Origin of the sequence: Actinomadura meridiana (assembly GCF_039537545.1) — a bacterium.
In the GTDB taxonomy this organism is placed as follows: domain Bacteria; phylum Actinomycetota; class Actinomycetes; order Streptosporangiales; family Streptosporangiaceae; genus Spirillospora; species Spirillospora meridiana.
The window spans coordinates 670,417-686,503 of sequence record NZ_BAABAS010000005.1; the positions used below are offsets into that span (position 1 = coordinate 670,417).

The window sequence follows — 16,087 nt, forward strand, 5'->3', positions numbered from 1 at the left end:
GGGCGCGGCGTACGCGACGACGAGAGGGAGACGGGTGTCCGACACACCGGTGCAGACGTCGGCGACGGTTCTGACGGTCCGCCAGGTGCAGGACTACCACGCGGTGACGCTGGTGGCCCCGGCCATCGCCGAACGGTTCAGGCCGGGGCAGTTCGTGGCCCTCGCGGTGGGCGGCGAGCACACGTCCCGGCTGATCCGCCGCTGTTTCGGGGTCCACGAGGTCAAGTCGGACTACGGCGGCACCGTCGAGTTGGTGTTCGCCGACACCGAACCGGGGACCGCCTGGCTCGCGGGACGCCGCTCCCGCGACCAGATCGACCTCCTTGGGCCGCTCGGACGCCCGTTCCGTCTGCCCCGTGACCCAGTCACCTGCGTTCTCGTCGGTGGCGGGCCTGGGGGCGCGGCCGTCTTCGCGCTTGCTGACACGTTGCTGCGGCGCGGGTGCCAGGTGCACTTCGTGTTGGGCGGGCCGTCCGCCAAGCAGGTGTTCGGTTCCCGCATGGCGCTCCGCATAGGCGACAGCTCCACCGTCGCCACCGGCGACGGGTCGATGGGGGAGAAGGGCACCGTCCGGGACGTCCTGCCCGGCGTCATCGACGAGACCGGCGCCGACGTCGTCTACGGCTGCGGCCCGACCGACCTGCTGCGTTCCGTCACCCAGGTCGCCACCGACTTCGGACTGCCGTCCCAGGTCTCGGTCGAGGAGTTCCTCCAGCGGACGGGCGCGTGCGGCATCGGCGTGTGCATGACGTGCATGCTGCCCGTCCACGGGGAGGACGGCGTCACCCGGATGGTCCGCGCATGCGCGGACGGACCCGTTCTGCGCGGCGACCTCGTCCGCTGGGGCGACCTCGGCACCATCCCGTTCGACGCGCTCGGCGCGCCGCGCGTCCTGAACGTCACTGAGGGGGGCTCCCTGTGAGCGACCGGCTCAGGACCACGCTCGGCCCACTCGAACTGCCCAACCCCGTCATGACGGCGTCCGGGTGCGGTGGGACGGGACGCGAACTCGCCCCGTTCTTCGATCTGACCCGTCTCGGAGCGTTCGTCACGACCTCCGTGATGCCCCAAGCGCGCGCCGGACGGCCCACTCCTCGCGTGTCCGAAACCCCCAGTGGTCTTCTGACCGCAATGGGCCTACCGGGGCCCGGCATCGAAACTTTTCTCGAACACGAGCTGCCGTGGCTCATCGAGAACGACGTCCGCACGATCGTGTCCGTGGCGGGCAGCAGCGTCCAGGAGTACGGCGATCTGGCGCGGCGGCTGCGCAACGTCCCGGGCGTCGCCGCGATCGAGGTGAACATCGCCTGCCCGAACGTCGAGGACCGCGGCCGCATGTTCGGCTGGCACCCGGCGGCCGCCGCGTCCGTCGTCCGCGCCGTCCGGGCCCAGGCGCGTCCCGGCACCCCCATCTTCGCCAAGCTCGCGCCCGACGTGACCGACATCGTGACCATCGCCCTGGCCTGCGTCGACGCCGGTGCCGACGGCCTCACGTTGATCAACACGATGGAGGCCATGGCGATCGACCCGCACACGCTCAGGCCCGCCCTCAGCGGTGTCTCGGGCGGCCTGTCGGGGCCCGCCATCCGGCCCGTGGCGGTCCGCTGCGTCTACCAGGTGCACGCGGCGCTGCCCAGCACGCCCATCATCGGCGTCGGCGGCGTCGCGACCGGCCTGGACGCCCTGGAGTTCATCCTGGCCGGGGCCTCCGCGGTCGCCGTCGGCACCGCCGTCTTCCACGACCCCGCGGCGGGCCCCCGCGTCCTGCGCGAACTCGACGAGGCCCTCGCGGCCCGCGGCATCGCCCGCCTCGCCGATGCCGTCGGCCTCGCGCACAAGCCCGCCGGGTACGTCCCGCCCCAGGTGCGCCCCGAAGAACCCGTGGAGGAGAGAACGTGACCGCCCCCATCGCCGTCGCCCTGGACGCGCCCGACCTGGACACGGCCGCCCGCTGGGCCGCCCAGGTCGCCCCGCACGTCTCCACCGTCAAGGTCGGCCTTGAGCTCTACCTGCGGTACGGCCCGGACGCCGTCGACGGCGTCCGGGGCGCGAGCGGTGTCCGGGGCGCGAATGGCGTCCGGGGCGCGAATGGCGTCGACGTCTTCCTGGACCTCAAGCTCCACGACATCCCCGCCACCGTGCGCGGCGCCGCCCGCGCCGTCGCCCGCCTCAAGCCCGCCTATCTGACCGTCCACGCCACCGGCGGCCCGGCCATGATCCGCGCCGCCGTCGAGGCCGCCCCCGACACCAAGATCGCCGCCGTGACGGTCCTGACGTCGCTCACGGAGGCCGATCTCGCCGCCGTCGGGCTCACGGGCCCCGCGCCGGACGCCGTCCGCCGCCTGGCCGTCCTGGCCGTCGAGGCGGGCGCCCGGGCCCTGGTCTGCTCCCCCCGGGAGGTCGCCGCCGTCCGCGCCGAGGTCGGCCCGGACATCGCGCTGATCACCCCCGGCGTCCGTCCGGCGGGCGCCGCCACCCAGGACCAGGCCCGCGTGGCCACCCCCGAGGAGGCGCTGGCCGCGGGCGCCGACCTCCTGGTCATCGGCCGCCCCGTCACCGCGGCCGAAGACCCCGGCGCGGCGGCCGCGCGGATTGCCGGGAACCTCGCGAGAACCTGATCGCGACATCCTGATCGCGGCGCGAGTCGGACCATAGGCGTGCCAATAAACAGCGGTCGCACTTTGTGGCTTTAGTCGCGTGCGAATGCGGGGCGGAGTGTTCCGCATTGGCATACGTACCGAACGAGCAACTCGTTCACGCGGAGTGGCGATTCATGCCGGGCGCGTCTCTGGTGTGGTGGACCGTGATTCCGCGTTCATGGGAAGCCCTGGGGGAGGGCCGGGAGCTGGTGCGTCGGTGGTGCCTCCGGGGAGGGGGAGAGCGAGCTTGGCGGGGTGGCGTCTTGTCGAGGATGGCAGTTGCGGTGCCGCCGCGACGTGCGGAACGGCACGGCGTGATGAGCGTCACTCGGTCGGGAGTGGTTGTGGGGAAGCTCACGGAAGCGTGCGGCGGCGGGGGATCGGGCGTCCGGACGAGTCGCCGGGGATCATGGCGACGCGGTCTCTTTCGGGCGCCGAAGGGCGCCTGGAACCCGGTATCTAGTGCCGCATATGGGGTCAGAACGGGGGGATTTTCACGATCATGCGAAAGTCCCAGCAAGGCAAGGGGATGCGCCCCCAGCGGGCTCAAGTTGTGTACACTCTGTATTCAGGACACTCCGAAGAGTGATTTTCATGAATTTGTGGCGGGCTAAACGGCCTTTCACGTTGCCTAATCGGCGGTGAACTCGCTAGTTTCCCAACCCGTCCGACTCCGTCGAGTGGAAACCTGAGGTGACCCGGCGTGGCTCTTCCGCCCCTAACCCCCGAACAGCGCGCCGCAGCCTTGGAGAAGGCTGCCAAGGCTCGCAAGGAGCGGGCCGAGGTTAAGAATCGGCTCAAGCACGGGGGAACCTCGCTCGCCGAGGTTCTCAAAGAGGGTCAGTCCGACGACGTCATCGGAAAGATGAAGGTGTCGGCCCTTCTTGAATCACTGCCCGGCGTGGGCAAGGTTCGTGCGAAGCAGATCATGGAGCGTCTGGGCATCGCCGAATCCCGCCGTGTGCGGGGTCTCGGCGCCAACCAGCGCGCATCCCTGGAGCGTGAGTTCGGCGGAAGTGCGAACCGCTGACGCACGACTCACGGGCGGGCGCGGCGGCCTGGCCGCCGCGGCCGGACCGGGGCGACCCGGGTCCGGCGCCATCTCGTCCGGCTCCGGCGCACCAGGCGAGTACCGTTCGTCCTCCTGGCCGTGTGTACGCGGACAGGCTGGGTGACATGGTCCTCTCCGCGCCGGATGGCTCCGAATCGCATGGCCAGCTCATGCGGCGGCTGACGGTCCTCTCCGGGCCGTCGGGCGTCGGCAAGAGCACGGTCGTCGCCGAGATCCGGCGATCACACCCCCGGGTGTGGCTGTCGGTCTCGGTGACCACCCGGTCCCCCCGGCCGGGTGAAACCCACGGTGTGCAGTACTTCTTCGTCGACGACGCCGGTTTCGACCGGCTCGTCGCCGGAGGGGAGCTCCTCGAATGGGCCGAGTTCGCGGGCAACCGCTACGGAACCCCGCGTCGGCCCGTCGAGGAGCGGCTCGCCCGCGGCGAGCCGGTGCTCCTGGAGATCGACCTCCAGGGCGCCCGCCAGGTCCGGCGATCCATGCCGGACGCGCGCCTGGTGTTCCTCGCCCCTCCCACCTGGGAGGAGCTCGTCCGGCGGCTCACCGGACGCGGCACCGAGGCCCCCGAAGTCATCGAACGCCGCCTCGACGCCGCCCGCGTGGAGCTCGCCGCCGAGAGCGAGTTCGACCTGACGCTCGTCAACACGTCCGTCCAGGACGTGTGCGATGAGCTGGTAACCTTGATGGTTGTTCAATAGCCCGGTTCTAGTGGAAGGCCACCGAGTGGCAGCCAGCAATGAGGGCATCACCAACCCGTCGATCGACGAGCTGCTCGAAGTCGTCGACACCAAGTACGGCCTCGTGAGCATCGCGGCCAAGCGCGCCCGGCAGATCAACGCCTACTACGCCCAGCTGGGCGAGGGCCTGCTCGAGTACGTCGGCCCGCTCGTCGAGACGCAGGTCCAGGAGAAGCCGCTGTCGATCGCCCTGCGCGAGACACGCGAGGGCCTCCTGAACGCCGAGCCCATCGAGGGCTGAGCGAGACCACCCCGGCGCCCGCGCGCCGGTCGCGGGATGCGACAGTGATCGCATGACCTCCCCGAAGCCGCGTGTCGTCCTGGGTGTGAGCGCCGGAATCGCCGCGTACAAGGTGTGCGAGCTGCTCCGGCGGCTCACCGAGTCCGGGCACGACGTCACCGTCGTCCCGACCGACGACGCGCTCCGCTTCGTGGGAGAGCCGACCTGGGCCGCGCTGTCCGGCAGACCGGTCTTCACCCGGGTGTGGGACGGTGTCGCCGACGTCCCGCACGTCCGGCTCGGACAGAACGCCGACCTGGTGTTCGTCGCCCCGGCCACCGCCGACCTGCTCGCCCGGGCGGCGCAGGGCCTCGCGGACGACCTGCTCACCAACACCCTGCTCACCGCGCGGTGCCCCGTCGTGTTCGCGCCCGCGATGCACACCGAGATGTGGGAGCACCCCGCCACCCGCGCGAACGTCGCGACGCTGCGGTCCCGTGGGGCCGTCGTCGTCGAACCGGCCTCCGGACGGCTCACCGGCAAGGACACCGGCCCGGGGCGGCTGCCCGACCCCGCCGAACTGTTCGAGGTCGCCCGGCGCGTCCTGGCCCGCGGCGCCACGGCCCCCGACCTCGCCGGACGGCACGTCGTCGTCTCCGCGGGCGGGACCCGGGAGGCCCTCGACCCCGTCCGCTTCCTCGGGAACCGCTCGTCCGGCCTCCAGGGCCACGCGCTCGCCCGGACGGCCGTGGCCCGCGGCGCGCGCGTGACGCTCGTCGCCGCGAACGTCGCGCTGCCCGACCCGGCGGGCGCCGAGGTCGTCCCCGTCGGGTCCGCGACCGAGTTGCGTGCCGCCGTCCTGGACGCCGCCGCCACCGCCGACGCGGTCGTCATGGCCGCCGCCGTCGCCGACTTCCGTCCCGCCGACTACCGGGAAAGCAAGATCAAGAAGGTGGACGCGGAACCCGAGCCGATCCGCCTGGTCAAGAACCCCGACATCCTCGCCGAACTGGGCGAGACCCGGCGTCCGGGCCAGGTGATCGTCGGCTTCGCCGCCGAGACCCACGATGTGCTGCCGAACGGCCGCGCCAAACTCGCCCGCAAACGCAGCGACCTCCTCGTCGTCAACCAGGTCGGCGACGGCCTCGCGTTCGGCCGTCCCGACAACGCGGCCGTCGTCCTCGGCGCCGACGGCTCCGAGACCGAGGTGCCGCGCGGCGCCAAGGAGGCCCTCGCCGACGCCGTCTGGGACCTGGTCGTCGCACGGCTGGGCCGCCGCCCGCCGGACTGACAAGCGAAGATCCCGCTAGACTGCGACTCTAAGATCTCAGGGGAACTAGCATCCGTGAGGAATAGCGCGAGGGGACGCGCCCTCGCCGGAACTCTTCAGACATATCCGTCCTGCGACATCAGTCAGCAGCCGCTGCAAGGAGTGCCCGTACGTGTCTCGCCGCCTGTTCACCTCCGAGTCGGTCACCGAAGGACACCCGGACAAGATCGCGGACCAGATCAGCGACGCGATCCTCGACTCGATGCTCAAGGACGACCCCAAGTCCCGGGTCGCCGTGGAGACTATGATCACCACCGGTCAGGTGCACGTGGCCGGTGAGGTCACCACCGAGACCTACGTGGACCTCCCGGGTGTGATCCGGGAGAAGATCCTGGAGATCGGCTACGACTCGTCCAAGAAGGGCTTCGACGGCCACTCCTGCGGCGTCTCGGTGTCGATCGGCGCGCAGTCGCCCGACATCGCGCAGGGCGTCGACGACGCCTACGAGACCCGCGAGGGCGAGGGCGTCGACGACCTCGACCGGCAGGGCGCGGGCGACCAGGGCCTGATGTTCGGCTACGCCACCAACGAGACCCCCGAGCTGATGCCGCTGCCGATCACGCTGGCGCACCGGCTGGCGCAGCGGCTGTCGGCGGTCCGCAAGAACGGCGACGTGCCCTACCTGCGTCCCGACGGCAAGACCCAGGTCACCATCGAGTACGACGGCGACCGCGGCATCCGCCTCGACACCGTCGTCGTGTCCAGCCAGCACGCCCCCGACATCGACCTGAAGGAGCTGCTGGCCCCCGACGTCAAGGAGCACGTCGTCGACCCGGTGCTCGCCCAGTTCGACCTGGACATCGACGGCTACCGCCTCCTGGTCAACCCGACCGGCCGCTTCGAGATCGGCGGCCCGATGGGCGACGCGGGCCTCACCGGCCGCAAGATCATCGTGGACACCTACGGGGGTATGGCCCGCCACGGCGGCGGCGCCTTCTCCGGCAAGGACCCGTCCAAGGTCGACCGGTCCGCCGCGTACGCCATGCGCTGGGTCGCCAAGAACATCGTCGCCGCGCACCTCGCCGACCGCGCCGAGGTCCAGGTCGCCTACGCCATCGGCAAGGCCCACCCGGTCGGCGTCTTCGTGGAGACCTTCGGCACCGAGAAGGTCGCCCCCGAGAAGATCGAGAAGGCCATCGAGGACGTCTTCGACCTCCGCCCGGCCGCGATCGTCCGCGACCTCGACCTCCTGCGTCCGATCTACCAGAAGACCGCCGCCTACGGCCACTTCGGCCGTCAGGAGCCGGACTTCTCCTGGGAGTCCACCGACCGCGCCGAGGCCCTGGCCGCCGCCGCCGGTTTGTAGCAGTCCGCTAACTCTGGTCGCCGTGTCCCCGCCTTCGCGGGGGCACGGCGTTCCTGGTTTCCGGTGCGCGCTCGACGTGTGTACCCGGTGCGACGCATTGCTAGGGATGGTCCCCGAATCAGCAGTGGTTTCCGCGGTGGGGGCTGTAGGGCGCCGCTATTTTGTAGCGGGCCGCCTTGTCGGCCTTGAGGCGGACGAAGTCGCCCGCGCGGCTCAGGCACGCGTCGCCGCCGGTGACGCGGAGCCAGGGGGACCAGTAGACCCGGACCAGGACCGACCCCGGGGACGGCATGTCGACGATCAGTTCGCCGGAGTTGAGCTCGTGGACGGACGCCGGGCGGTCGACCAGGGGCGTGGACTGGAGGACGCGGAAGATGCGCCAGTGCTCGTCCCGCCAGACCTGGGTCAGGTAGGGCTGGCCGTCCTCGACGATCGCGGCCTCGTCCCGGGCCGACCAGTCTCGTTCCTGTTCGGGGAGGACGACGTACTGCACCGCCCACTTGTATAGCCAGTCGCGGTAGGACGTGGCCGTGAGGGCGCCTTCCTCGTAGAAGAGTTTGTGGCGTTCGGCGTCGACCTGGCGGTTCCAGCCCCGGGCGAGGACGAAGTGGCGGCTCAGGCCGGACGACTCCCAGTGGGACCGCAGGGGGACGACCTCGATGCGGGCGTCCTCGGCGCCGACGGACTGTAGTTCGGCGATGAGTGCGCTGGCGTGGCCTGCGGCGGCGTCGGCGGGTTCTGTGTGGATGAGGTCGTCGACGGGTTTCACGACCTGCCAGGACGCGGTGACGATGAACGCCAGGGACAGGACGGCGATGCGGACGCGGCCGTGCGCGCGCGCGACGGCCGACAGCAGGAACATGCCGCCGAACAGCAGCGAGAGGCGTTCGACGTTGCTGCCGACCGGTGAGGGGATCAGCCAGGTCAGCGTGATGCCGAGCAGGTAGATGCCCGCGCCGAGGCGAACGAGCGTCCAGCCCCGTGGCGCGCAGGTCAGGATCGCGATGACGGACGCGATGGCGGGCAGCACGATCGCGGTGAGGGAGATCGGCTGGACGCCGCTGAACGGGAACAGCAGGCTCGTCGTCCCGACGACGATGGGCGGGCCCGCGGCGATGCAGATCCCGGCGCGGCGGCGGCCGGTGAGGAACAGCGCGGCGGCCAGCACCATGAGGAACAGGCCCGCGACGGGGCTGGAGAGCGTGGACAGCAGCCCGAGGCCGACCATCCCGGCGGCGCGCAACGCGGGCGTCCCGTGCGGGGTGAACGCCACGATCACGGCCATGAGGGCGAACGTGAGCCCGAGCCCGAACGTGACCCGGCCGGACGCCGAGTTGCAGGACAGCGCGAACGCGGCCCACAGCGACGCGGGTAGGGCGACGGGTGCCCTGAACTGCTTGAGCAGGTATCCGGTGAGGGCGGCGGACAGCGTGCCGGACACGACGGCCACCGTGCGGATGCCGAACAACGCCATCAGGTACGGCGACATGACGCTGTAGGAGGCGGGGTGCATCCCGCCGTACCAGGCGAAGCTGTAGGCGGCGTCCGGGTGCTTCCAGGCGAAGTCGGTCCAGGCCGCCTGGGCGGCCAGGTCGCCGCCCTCCGTCGCCAGGTACAGCGCCCAGATCAGATGGAGGACGGCAGCCGTGACGGTGCCCGCGACCACCGGGTGGCGTGGGTTCGCCCACTTCTTCCAGGCGGGGGCGGAAGGCTTCGGGGAGGGACGTGACGGCGGCCCAGTCGGGGCTTGGGCGTCCGCCCGCTCTGGAGTATGCGCTGTGGTCATCGCCTGCACGGGGCTCGTCGGACGGCGAGGGCGCGATGGGAATCGGGCAATGGGCCAACGGGCGCGCCCCGTTTGATCGGATCAACACTAGCGTGCGCCGTGGGCTGTCGGGTTGATCTGGTAGGACGGGAACGTGACGAAGGACGGTGCGGGAACTGACCAGATCCCGGGGCTGGACGATCTGCCGCGCACGTCCCCGAAGAAGCCCGAAAAGCCGGGTAAGGCCCGGAAGAAGGGGGCGCGTCGTCCGGCGGATGAGCTTCCCGTCGCGCGGGTCGCGGTCGACATGTCGCTTCCGCATCTGGATCGGCCGTTCGATTATCAGGTGCCCGCGGAGTTGTCGGACGGTGTTGTGCCCGGATGCCGGGTGAGGGTGCGGTTTGCCGGGCAGCTTGTCGACGGGTTCGTTTTGGAGCGGGTCGCTGAGAGCGACCATGCGGGGAAGCTTCTTTTTCTTGAGCGGGTCACTTCGTCGGAGCGGGTTCTTACGCCGGAGGTGGCGGCGTTGGTGCGGGAAGTGGCCGATCGTTACGCCGGGACGTTCGCGGACGTGCTTCGGTTGGCCGTTCCTCCACGGCATGCTCGCGTGGAGGCGGAGCCTGCGGCCGTGGTTGATGGTGCTGAATTGTCTGGGGATGGTGGCCCGGGTGTTTGGGGTGAATATCCGGCTGGGGCGTCCTTTCTGAGTGCGTTGGCCGACGGGAGGGCACCGCGAGCCGTGTGGACGGCGTTGCCCGGGCCCGGTTGGACGGAGGCCATAGCGCGGGCCGTCGCGGTGACACTTCGAGCCGGTCGGGGCGCCTTGGTGGTGGTGGCTGACGGGCGTGACGCGGCACGGGTCGATGCGGCGCTGAAGACGGAGCTGGGGGAGGGCCTTCACGTTGTTCTGACGGCCGAGCTCGGCCCTGCTGAGCGGTACCGGAGGTGGCTTGCTCTTCTGCGGGGGACCGCGCGTGCCGTGGTCGGGACGCGTGCCGCCATGTTCGCGCCTGTCGCTGACCTCGGTCTGGTCGTGTTGTGGGATGACGGGGACGACGTCCACGCCGAACCGCATGCGCCGTACCCGCACGCCCGTGACGTTCTCGCCTTGCGCGCGCACCGGGCGGGAGCGGCGGCCATTATCGGGGGGTTCTCCAGGACGACTGACGCGACTCAGCTCGTGGAGTCAGGGTGGGCGCATGCTCTCGCGGCCGATCGTGCGCAGATCCGGGCTGTGATGCCTCGTGTTCGTTACGTGGGTGAGGACGGGCAACTCGCGCGTGACGCGGCCGCGCGTAGCGCGCGTCTGCCGAACCTTGCTTTTGAGGCGGCGCGGCGGGCCTTGGAAGAGGGGCCTGTGCTTGTGCAGGTTCCTCGGCGTGGGTACGTCCCGGCCGTCGCGTGCGCCCGTTGCCGTACGCCCGCGCAGTGCGTCGCTTGTCAGGGGCCGCTGTCGTTGCCGTCGTCCCATGCGGCGCCGTACTGCCGGTGGTGCGGGCGTATCGCGGGTGACTGGAAGTGTCCTGAATGCGGGTTCGTTCATCTGCGGGCGTTGGTGGTGGGCGCCAAACGGACTGCTGAGGAGTTGGGCAGGGCGTTCCCCGGTGTGCCGGTGCGTACTTCTGGTGGTGACGCGGTCCTTGAACGTGTGGGGTCGGAGCGTGCTCTCGTAGTGGCCACCCCTGGGGCCGAACCTCCCGCAGAAGATGGCTACTGCGCGGCGCTGTTGCTGGACGGTTGGGTGCTGCTTGGACGTCCCCATCTGCGCGCCGGTGAGGAGACGTTGCGGCGTTGGATGAACGCGGCGTCGCTCGTCCGCCCGCAGGGGCCCGTGGTGGTCGCGGCGGATGGATCGCTGCCCGTTGTGCAGGCCCTCGTTCGGTGGGATCCGGTCACGTTCGCTGAGCGGGAGCTGGCCGAACGGAGGGAGGTGGGTTTTCCGCCTGCCGCACGGATGGCGTCGCTCACCGCATCGCCGGGCGCTGTTCGGGAACTGCTGGCCGACGTGCGGTTGCCGGAGGGCGCCGAGGTGCTCGGACCGGTGCCGGTCCCGTCCGGCCCTGGTGCTGATGCGCAGGAGAAGGAGCGTGCGTTGGTCCGTGTGCCCAGGGACGGTGGCCACGCGTTGGCGCGTGCGTTGAAGGAAGCGCAGGGTGTGCGGAGTGCGCGGAAGGCGACGGAAACTGTACGGGTCCAGATCGACCCCCTGGAGCTGATCTGACCAATAGGGTTCTCGGGTGGCCGACAACTGGGTGGAGACCACCGCGACCGACCTGCGGCGGTGGGCTGGCGAACGCGGCGAGGCGTTGGACGAGCAGGGTGCGCGCATCCTGCTCGACCTCCTGCGGAACGAGATGGGCCTGGCCGGGCCGGAAGAGCTGACCCCGGAGGGGGTCCGGCGGTTGCTTCTGGACGTGTTCCCGGAACTCGTGGTCGCGGGGAGCGATGACGTTCCCACCGTTCTGGGCGCCCTCCACCGGATCGTCGCCTACCTGGGGGACACCGGCGCTGTGTCTCCGGAGGTCGCCGCCGACCTGACCGAGGAGGTCGACGCGAACGGGCCCGCGTTCTCCGACCTCGTCGCCGAGATGGACAGCGAGGAGCGGCAGGCCGCCGCGGAGGTCATCGGTGGACTGATGCGCGCCGACGGCGTCCCCCTGGATGACGAAGAGGCCGTTGACGCCTGGATCCGTGATTTCGAGGCGTTGCCGGAGGACGAGCGCTACGCCCGCACCGAGGGGTATCTGCGGCAGGCCGAGGAACTGGTCGTTCCGCCGGTCTGGCTCGCGTCCGAGGCGGATGTCGCGGACGCGGCGCGGCGTTCGAGGTTGACGGAGAACATCCTTGGATTGGCTCGCTGGACGGGCGAGCGTGGCCTCACCGAACACGACATGCTCACCGACGCTGACGAGCAGGCCGCCGCGCTCGCGCTCGGGCTGGAGGTTCCCCGCCGCTACGGCCGGATGGAGGACGCGGGCGAACTGGAACGGCTCTGGTGGGCCGCCATAGAGGCGAAGGTCATTACGGCGGAAAACGGTGCCGCTACCCCAGGGCCCGCATTGGACGGTCTCGAATCCGATGATGACGCGGCCTTGCTCGCCGCCTGGTTGCCGTTGTTCGAGGCGCTCGTCGTCCCCGGGCATGACTACGCGGACGGTCTGGACGCGGTCGATCTCGTCCAGAACGAGATGACGGGCGTTCTGATCCACCTGTACGAGCAGGAGGAGCCCACCGAGCCCGAGGTGCTCGTCGGTGCGCTGCTCGACCACGTGGTGGAGGCGTACGACCTCACCGACGCGGAGACCATGCCCGCTCTTGTCACGGACGCCTTCCACTTGGAACTGGCCACGTTGGAGGAATGGGGCATCGTCGAGCCGTCCGGCAAGGGCCGTGCGTTGACGCCGCTGGGTGTGTGGGCCGTGCGTGAACTGTTGCTCGCGGACGGGTTCACCGCGCCCGTCGTCGGTGAGCTGGCCGAGGCCCGGGCGTCCGAGCTCATCGCGGGGCTCGCCTGGTACCGGCCCGAGGCCGCCGACGAGGAGATCGACGGCTGGCTGGCCCGGCACGATTCCAAGGACGCCGCCGCCGACCTCCTGGACGTCATGCGGACGGGCGGTCCCGGCGCGCGCAACCTGGCCGCCGCCGTCCTGCACCGTGTCGGCCCCGAGGCGGCGGCCGTCGTCCGCGCCGCGCAGGAGCACCCGCTGGTGTCGCCCTACGCCGCGCTCTGGCTGAACGCCGCGGGCGACCCGTCCGGACGGGAGCTGGCCCACGAGGAGTACCTGTGGGTGTTCGTCGACACCGTCGCGGGGATGTTGGAGACCGCCGAACCCGAGGAGGCGGTCGAGGCCGCCCTCATCGACGCGCCGCCGGAGGCGGAGATGAAGACCATGGTCGACGACCTGTGGCGCACCGACCATCCCGGGGTGGCCGACGTCCTGGAGGCCCTGGGCGCGCACCATCCGGACAGGGCCACCGCGAAGGCGGCCCGTACCGCCGCCTACAAGGCGCGGTCCGCGGAGCAGGGCGCGTCCCGCCGAGTCTGACGCGGATTGTGAATCCGCCACATGTTGCTCCGTAGACTGGACGCAGCATCCCCACACCGCACGAAACGGAGTTCTCGGTGGCCGTCAAGCCCATCCGCCTCTTCGGCGATCCCGTGCTGCGCACGCCCGCGGAGCCGGTGAAGGACTTCGACAAAGAGCTTCGTCAGCTCGTGAAGGACCTCACCGACACGATGATCGACGCTCCCGGCGTCGGCCTGGCGGCGCCGCAACTCGGTGTGGGCCTGCGGGTGTTCACCTACTACGTCGACGACCGGCTGGGGCACGTGATCAACCCGTCCCTCGACCTGTCCGAGGAGCAGGAGACCGGCGACGAGGGCTGCCTGTCCCTTCCCGGCCTGGCCTTCCCAACGCCGCGGGCGATCAGCGCCGTGGCGAAGGGGTTCAACATGCACGGCGAGCCGATCACGCTGGAGGGGACGCATCTGCTGGCGCGCTGCGTCCAGCACGAGACCGACCACCTCGACGGCGTCATCTTCATCGACCGGATGGACCCCGAGCAGCGCAAGGAGGCCATGAAGGCGATCCGGGAGGCCGAGTGGTTCGGCGACTCGGCCCCCGTCGTCAAGGAGTCGCCGCACCGCACCTTCGGGAAGGCGATCTAGATGCGGCTGGCGTTCGCCGGGACCCCCGAGACCGCCCTGCCGGCCCTGACGGCGCTTCTCGGCTCCTCGCACGAGGTGGCCGCGGTCATTACCCGTCCCGACGGCCGCGCGGGCCGTGGGCGCCATCTCAGCGCCTCTCCGGTGGCGGAGCTGGCCGCCGAGGCGGGCGTCGAGGTGCTCAAGCCCGCCAAGGCCCGCGACCCCGAGTTCCTGGACCGGCTCCGCGAGATCGCGCCCGACTGCTGTCCCGTCGTCGCCTACGGCGCGCTGCTGCCCCGGGAGGCCCTCGACATCCCTCGGCACGGCTGGGTGAACCTGCACTTCTCGCTACTGCCCGCCTGGCGCGGCGCCGCGCCCGTGCAACGCGCGATCCTGCACGGCGACGACATGACCGGCGCGGCCACCTTCCAGATCGAGGAAGGCTTGGACACGGGCCCGGTCTACGGGGTGCTCACCGAGCCGATCCGTCCGGACGACACCACCGGCGACCTCCTGGGCCGCCTCGCCGCCGCCGGGGCGAGCCTGCTGCTGGACACGATGAACGGCATCGAGGCGGGCGTCCTCGAACCCCGGCCCCAGCCCACGGAAGGCGTGTCTCACGCCGCCAAGCTGACGTCAGAGGACGGACACGTCGACTGGCGAAGCCCCGCCTTGCACATCGACCGTCTCGTCCGTGCCTACACCCCCGCGCCGAGCGCCTGGACCCACTTCCGTGAGACGCGCCTCAAGCTCGGCCCCGTCCGGCTCATGCCCAACGCGGACAAGCTGTCGCCCGGCGAACTACGCGCGGGAAGGAACGAGGTACTGGTGGGGACGGCCACACATCCCGTCGCGCTGGGGGACGTCCAACCGCAGGGCAAGCGCCCCATGGCCGGGGCCGACTGGGCTCGCGGCATCAACCTCATCGGCAAGGACGCTCTGCACTGATGCCGCCAGCCCGTGACCGACGACGCACCCAGAACCGCAGGCCGGGCGGCCCCCGCAAGACGGGTCGTCCACAGGATCTCGTCCGTCGCACCGCGTTCGATGTCATCCGCGCCGTCGAAACCCGCGACGCCTACGCAAACCTGCTGCTGCCCAGCCGTCTGCGCGACCGCGCCCTCACTGGACGCGACGCCGCCCTCGCCACCGAACTGACCTACGGCACCCTCCGTGGCCGCGGCACTTACGACGCGGTCCTCGCGCTGTGCAGCGACCGCGAACTGCGCCGCATCGACGGGCCGCTTCTGGACGTGCTGCGCCTAGGCGCCCACCAGATCCTCGGAACCCGCATCCCGCCACACGCCGCCGTGGGTACGGCGGTCGAACTGGCCCGCTCCGTGGCTGGCCCCGGCCAGTCCAGGTTCGCCAACGCGGTGCTCCGCAAGGTCGCCACGCGAGACCTGGACGCCTGGCTGGAAATCGTGGCGCCCGCAGACGCCGAGACCACCACCCGTCTGTCCGTGCTGCACAGCCACCCCAAATGGATCGTCTCCGCACTGCGTGACGCAGTAGGCGACGGCGAAATCGAAGCGTTGCTCGCCGCCGACAACGCGCGCCCCCGCGTGACGCTGGTCGCGCGCCCGGGACGGGCCGCCGTCCAAGAGCTGATCGACGCGGGCGCCGAACCCGCCCCCTACTCGCCCTACGGCGCCGTCTTGCCCGAGGGCGATCCAGCCGCTGTCGAGGCCGTCCGTGATGGTCGCGGAGCCGTCCAGGACGAGGCCAGCCAAATGGTCGCGCTCGCCTTGGCCGAAGCGCCCCTGAACGGCGGTCCCGACGCGCGCTGGGCCGACCTCTGCGCGGGCCCCGGCGGCAAGGCGGGGCTCCTCGCCGCCCTCGCCGCCCAGCGGGACGCGCGGCTCCTGGCGTCCGACGTCCAGCCGCACCGCGCCGGTCTCGTCCGGCGCGCGGTCGACGACCGCGCCGGGGTGATCGCGGCCGACGGCACGGCGCCCGCGTGGCGGCCCGCGTCCTTCGACCGCGTCATGGTGGACGCGCCGTGCACCGGCCTCGGCGCCCTCCGCCGCCGCCCGGAGGCCCGCTGGCGACGCGGCCCCGAATCGGTCGCGGACCTGGGCCCCTTGCAGCGAAACCTGCTCGCCGCCGCACTGAACTCCGTCCGCCCAGGCGGCGTCGTCGCCTACGTCACGTGCTCACCGCACCTGGCCGAAACAAGGGTCGTCGTGGACGACGTCCTACGTGGGCGCGACGACATCGAACGCCTCGACGCCCCGGCAGCACTGACGTCCGTGGCCAAGGACCTCACCGGCCTCGGAGACGGCCCATACGCGCAGTTCTGGCCACACCGCCATGGCACCGACGCCATGTTCCTGGCCCTCCTACGCCGCACCTGACGCCGCATGAACT

General features: G+C 71.1%; 14 protein-coding genes. 13 read left to right on the forward strand and 1 reads right to left on the reverse strand.

Annotation, left to right across the window (positions count from 1 at the left end):
- Positions 1–34 precede the first annotated feature (34 nt).
- The 8 genes from ABD808_RS12350 (at position 35) to metK (ending at position 7,304) form a co-directional block, all read left to right on the forward strand.
- Complete coding sequence (locus ABD808_RS12350; RefSeq protein WP_344894711.1) at positions 35–922, forward strand: iron-sulfur cluster-binding protein; 888 nt, start codon at positions 35–37, stop codon at positions 920–922.
- Positions 919–1,899 carry a dihydroorotate dehydrogenase gene (locus ABD808_RS12355; RefSeq protein WP_344894714.1) on the forward strand — a complete coding sequence of 327 codons (981 nt, stop codon included), beginning with the start codon at positions 919–921 and terminating at the stop codon, positions 1,897–1,899. Before ABD808_RS12350 ends, ABD808_RS12355 begins: the two co-directional genes overlap by 4 nt.
- On the forward strand, positions 1,896–2,618 hold the full coding sequence (gene pyrF / locus ABD808_RS12360) for an orotidine-5'-phosphate decarboxylase (RefSeq protein ID WP_344894717.1): 723 nt from the start codon (positions 1,896–1,898) through the stop codon (positions 2,616–2,618). The genes ABD808_RS12355 and pyrF overlap by 4 nt, the downstream gene beginning before the upstream one ends.
- 724 nt (positions 2,619–3,342) lie before the next feature.
- Positions 3,343–3,669 carry an integration host factor, actinobacterial type gene (gene mihF, locus ABD808_RS12365; RefSeq protein ID WP_026405770.1) on the forward strand — a complete coding sequence of 109 codons (327 nt, stop codon included), beginning with the start codon at positions 3,343–3,345 and terminating at the stop codon, positions 3,667–3,669.
- Positions 3,670–3,815: 146 nt separating this feature from the next.
- Positions 3,816–4,409 carry a guanylate kinase gene (gene gmk, locus ABD808_RS12370; protein ID WP_344894723.1) on the forward strand — a complete coding sequence of 198 codons (594 nt, stop codon included), beginning with the start codon at positions 3,816–3,818 and terminating at the stop codon, positions 4,407–4,409.
- Between the two features lie 25 nt (positions 4,410–4,434).
- Complete coding sequence (rpoZ, locus tag ABD808_RS12375) at positions 4,435–4,689, forward strand: DNA-directed RNA polymerase subunit omega (protein WP_021597645.1); 255 nt, start codon at positions 4,435–4,437, stop codon at positions 4,687–4,689.
- 52 nt (positions 4,690–4,741) lie between these two features.
- Complete coding sequence (gene coaBC, locus ABD808_RS12380) at positions 4,742–5,959, forward strand: bifunctional phosphopantothenoylcysteine decarboxylase/phosphopantothenate--cysteine ligase CoaBC (RefSeq protein ID WP_344894727.1); 1,218 nt, start codon at positions 4,742–4,744, stop codon at positions 5,957–5,959.
- A gap of 151 nt (positions 5,960–6,110) precedes the next feature.
- Positions 6,111–7,304, forward strand: a complete 1,194-nt coding sequence (gene metK, locus ABD808_RS12385; protein ID WP_344894730.1) for a methionine adenosyltransferase — start codon at positions 6,111–6,113, stop codon at positions 7,302–7,304.
- Positions 7,305–7,422: 118 nt separating this feature from the next.
- Here the strand turns inward: metK and ABD808_RS12390 are convergent, their stop codons facing one another.
- The gene (locus ABD808_RS12390) at positions 7,423–9,090 is read right to left on the reverse strand and encodes an MFS transporter (RefSeq protein WP_344894734.1); all 1,668 of its coding nucleotides are present in this window, start codon (positions 9,088–9,090) and stop codon (positions 7,423–7,425) included.
- 133 nt (positions 9,091–9,223) lie between these two features.
- On the opposite strand from ABD808_RS12390, the gene ABD808_RS12395 reads away from it, so the two are divergent.
- From ABD808_RS12395 to ABD808_RS12415, 5 genes are all read left to right on the forward strand, one after another.
- On the forward strand, positions 9,224–11,290 hold the full coding sequence (locus ABD808_RS12395) for a primosomal protein N' (protein ID WP_425548914.1): 2,067 nt from the start codon (positions 9,224–9,226) through the stop codon (positions 11,288–11,290).
- A gap of 16 nt (positions 11,291–11,306) precedes the next feature.
- The gene (locus ABD808_RS12400) at positions 11,307–13,115 is read left to right on the forward strand and encodes a hypothetical protein (RefSeq protein ID WP_344894737.1); all 1,809 of its coding nucleotides are present in this window, start codon (positions 11,307–11,309) and stop codon (positions 13,113–13,115) included.
- 77 nt (positions 13,116–13,192) lie between these two features.
- On the forward strand, positions 13,193–13,738 hold the full coding sequence (gene def, locus ABD808_RS12405; protein ID WP_344894740.1) for a peptide deformylase: 546 nt from the start codon (positions 13,193–13,195) through the stop codon (positions 13,736–13,738).
- Positions 13,739–14,665, forward strand: coding sequence for a methionyl-tRNA formyltransferase (gene fmt / locus ABD808_RS12410; protein ID WP_344894743.1), 927 nt, complete (start codon positions 13,739–13,741; stop codon positions 14,663–14,665).
- Positions 14,665–16,074 (forward strand): RsmB/NOP family class I SAM-dependent RNA methyltransferase, encoded by a 1,410-nt coding sequence (locus ABD808_RS12415; protein WP_344894746.1) that lies wholly within the window; start codon positions 14,665–14,667, stop codon positions 16,072–16,074. Before fmt ends, ABD808_RS12415 begins: the two co-directional genes overlap by 1 nt.
- Positions 16,075–16,087: the final 13 nt, after the last annotated feature.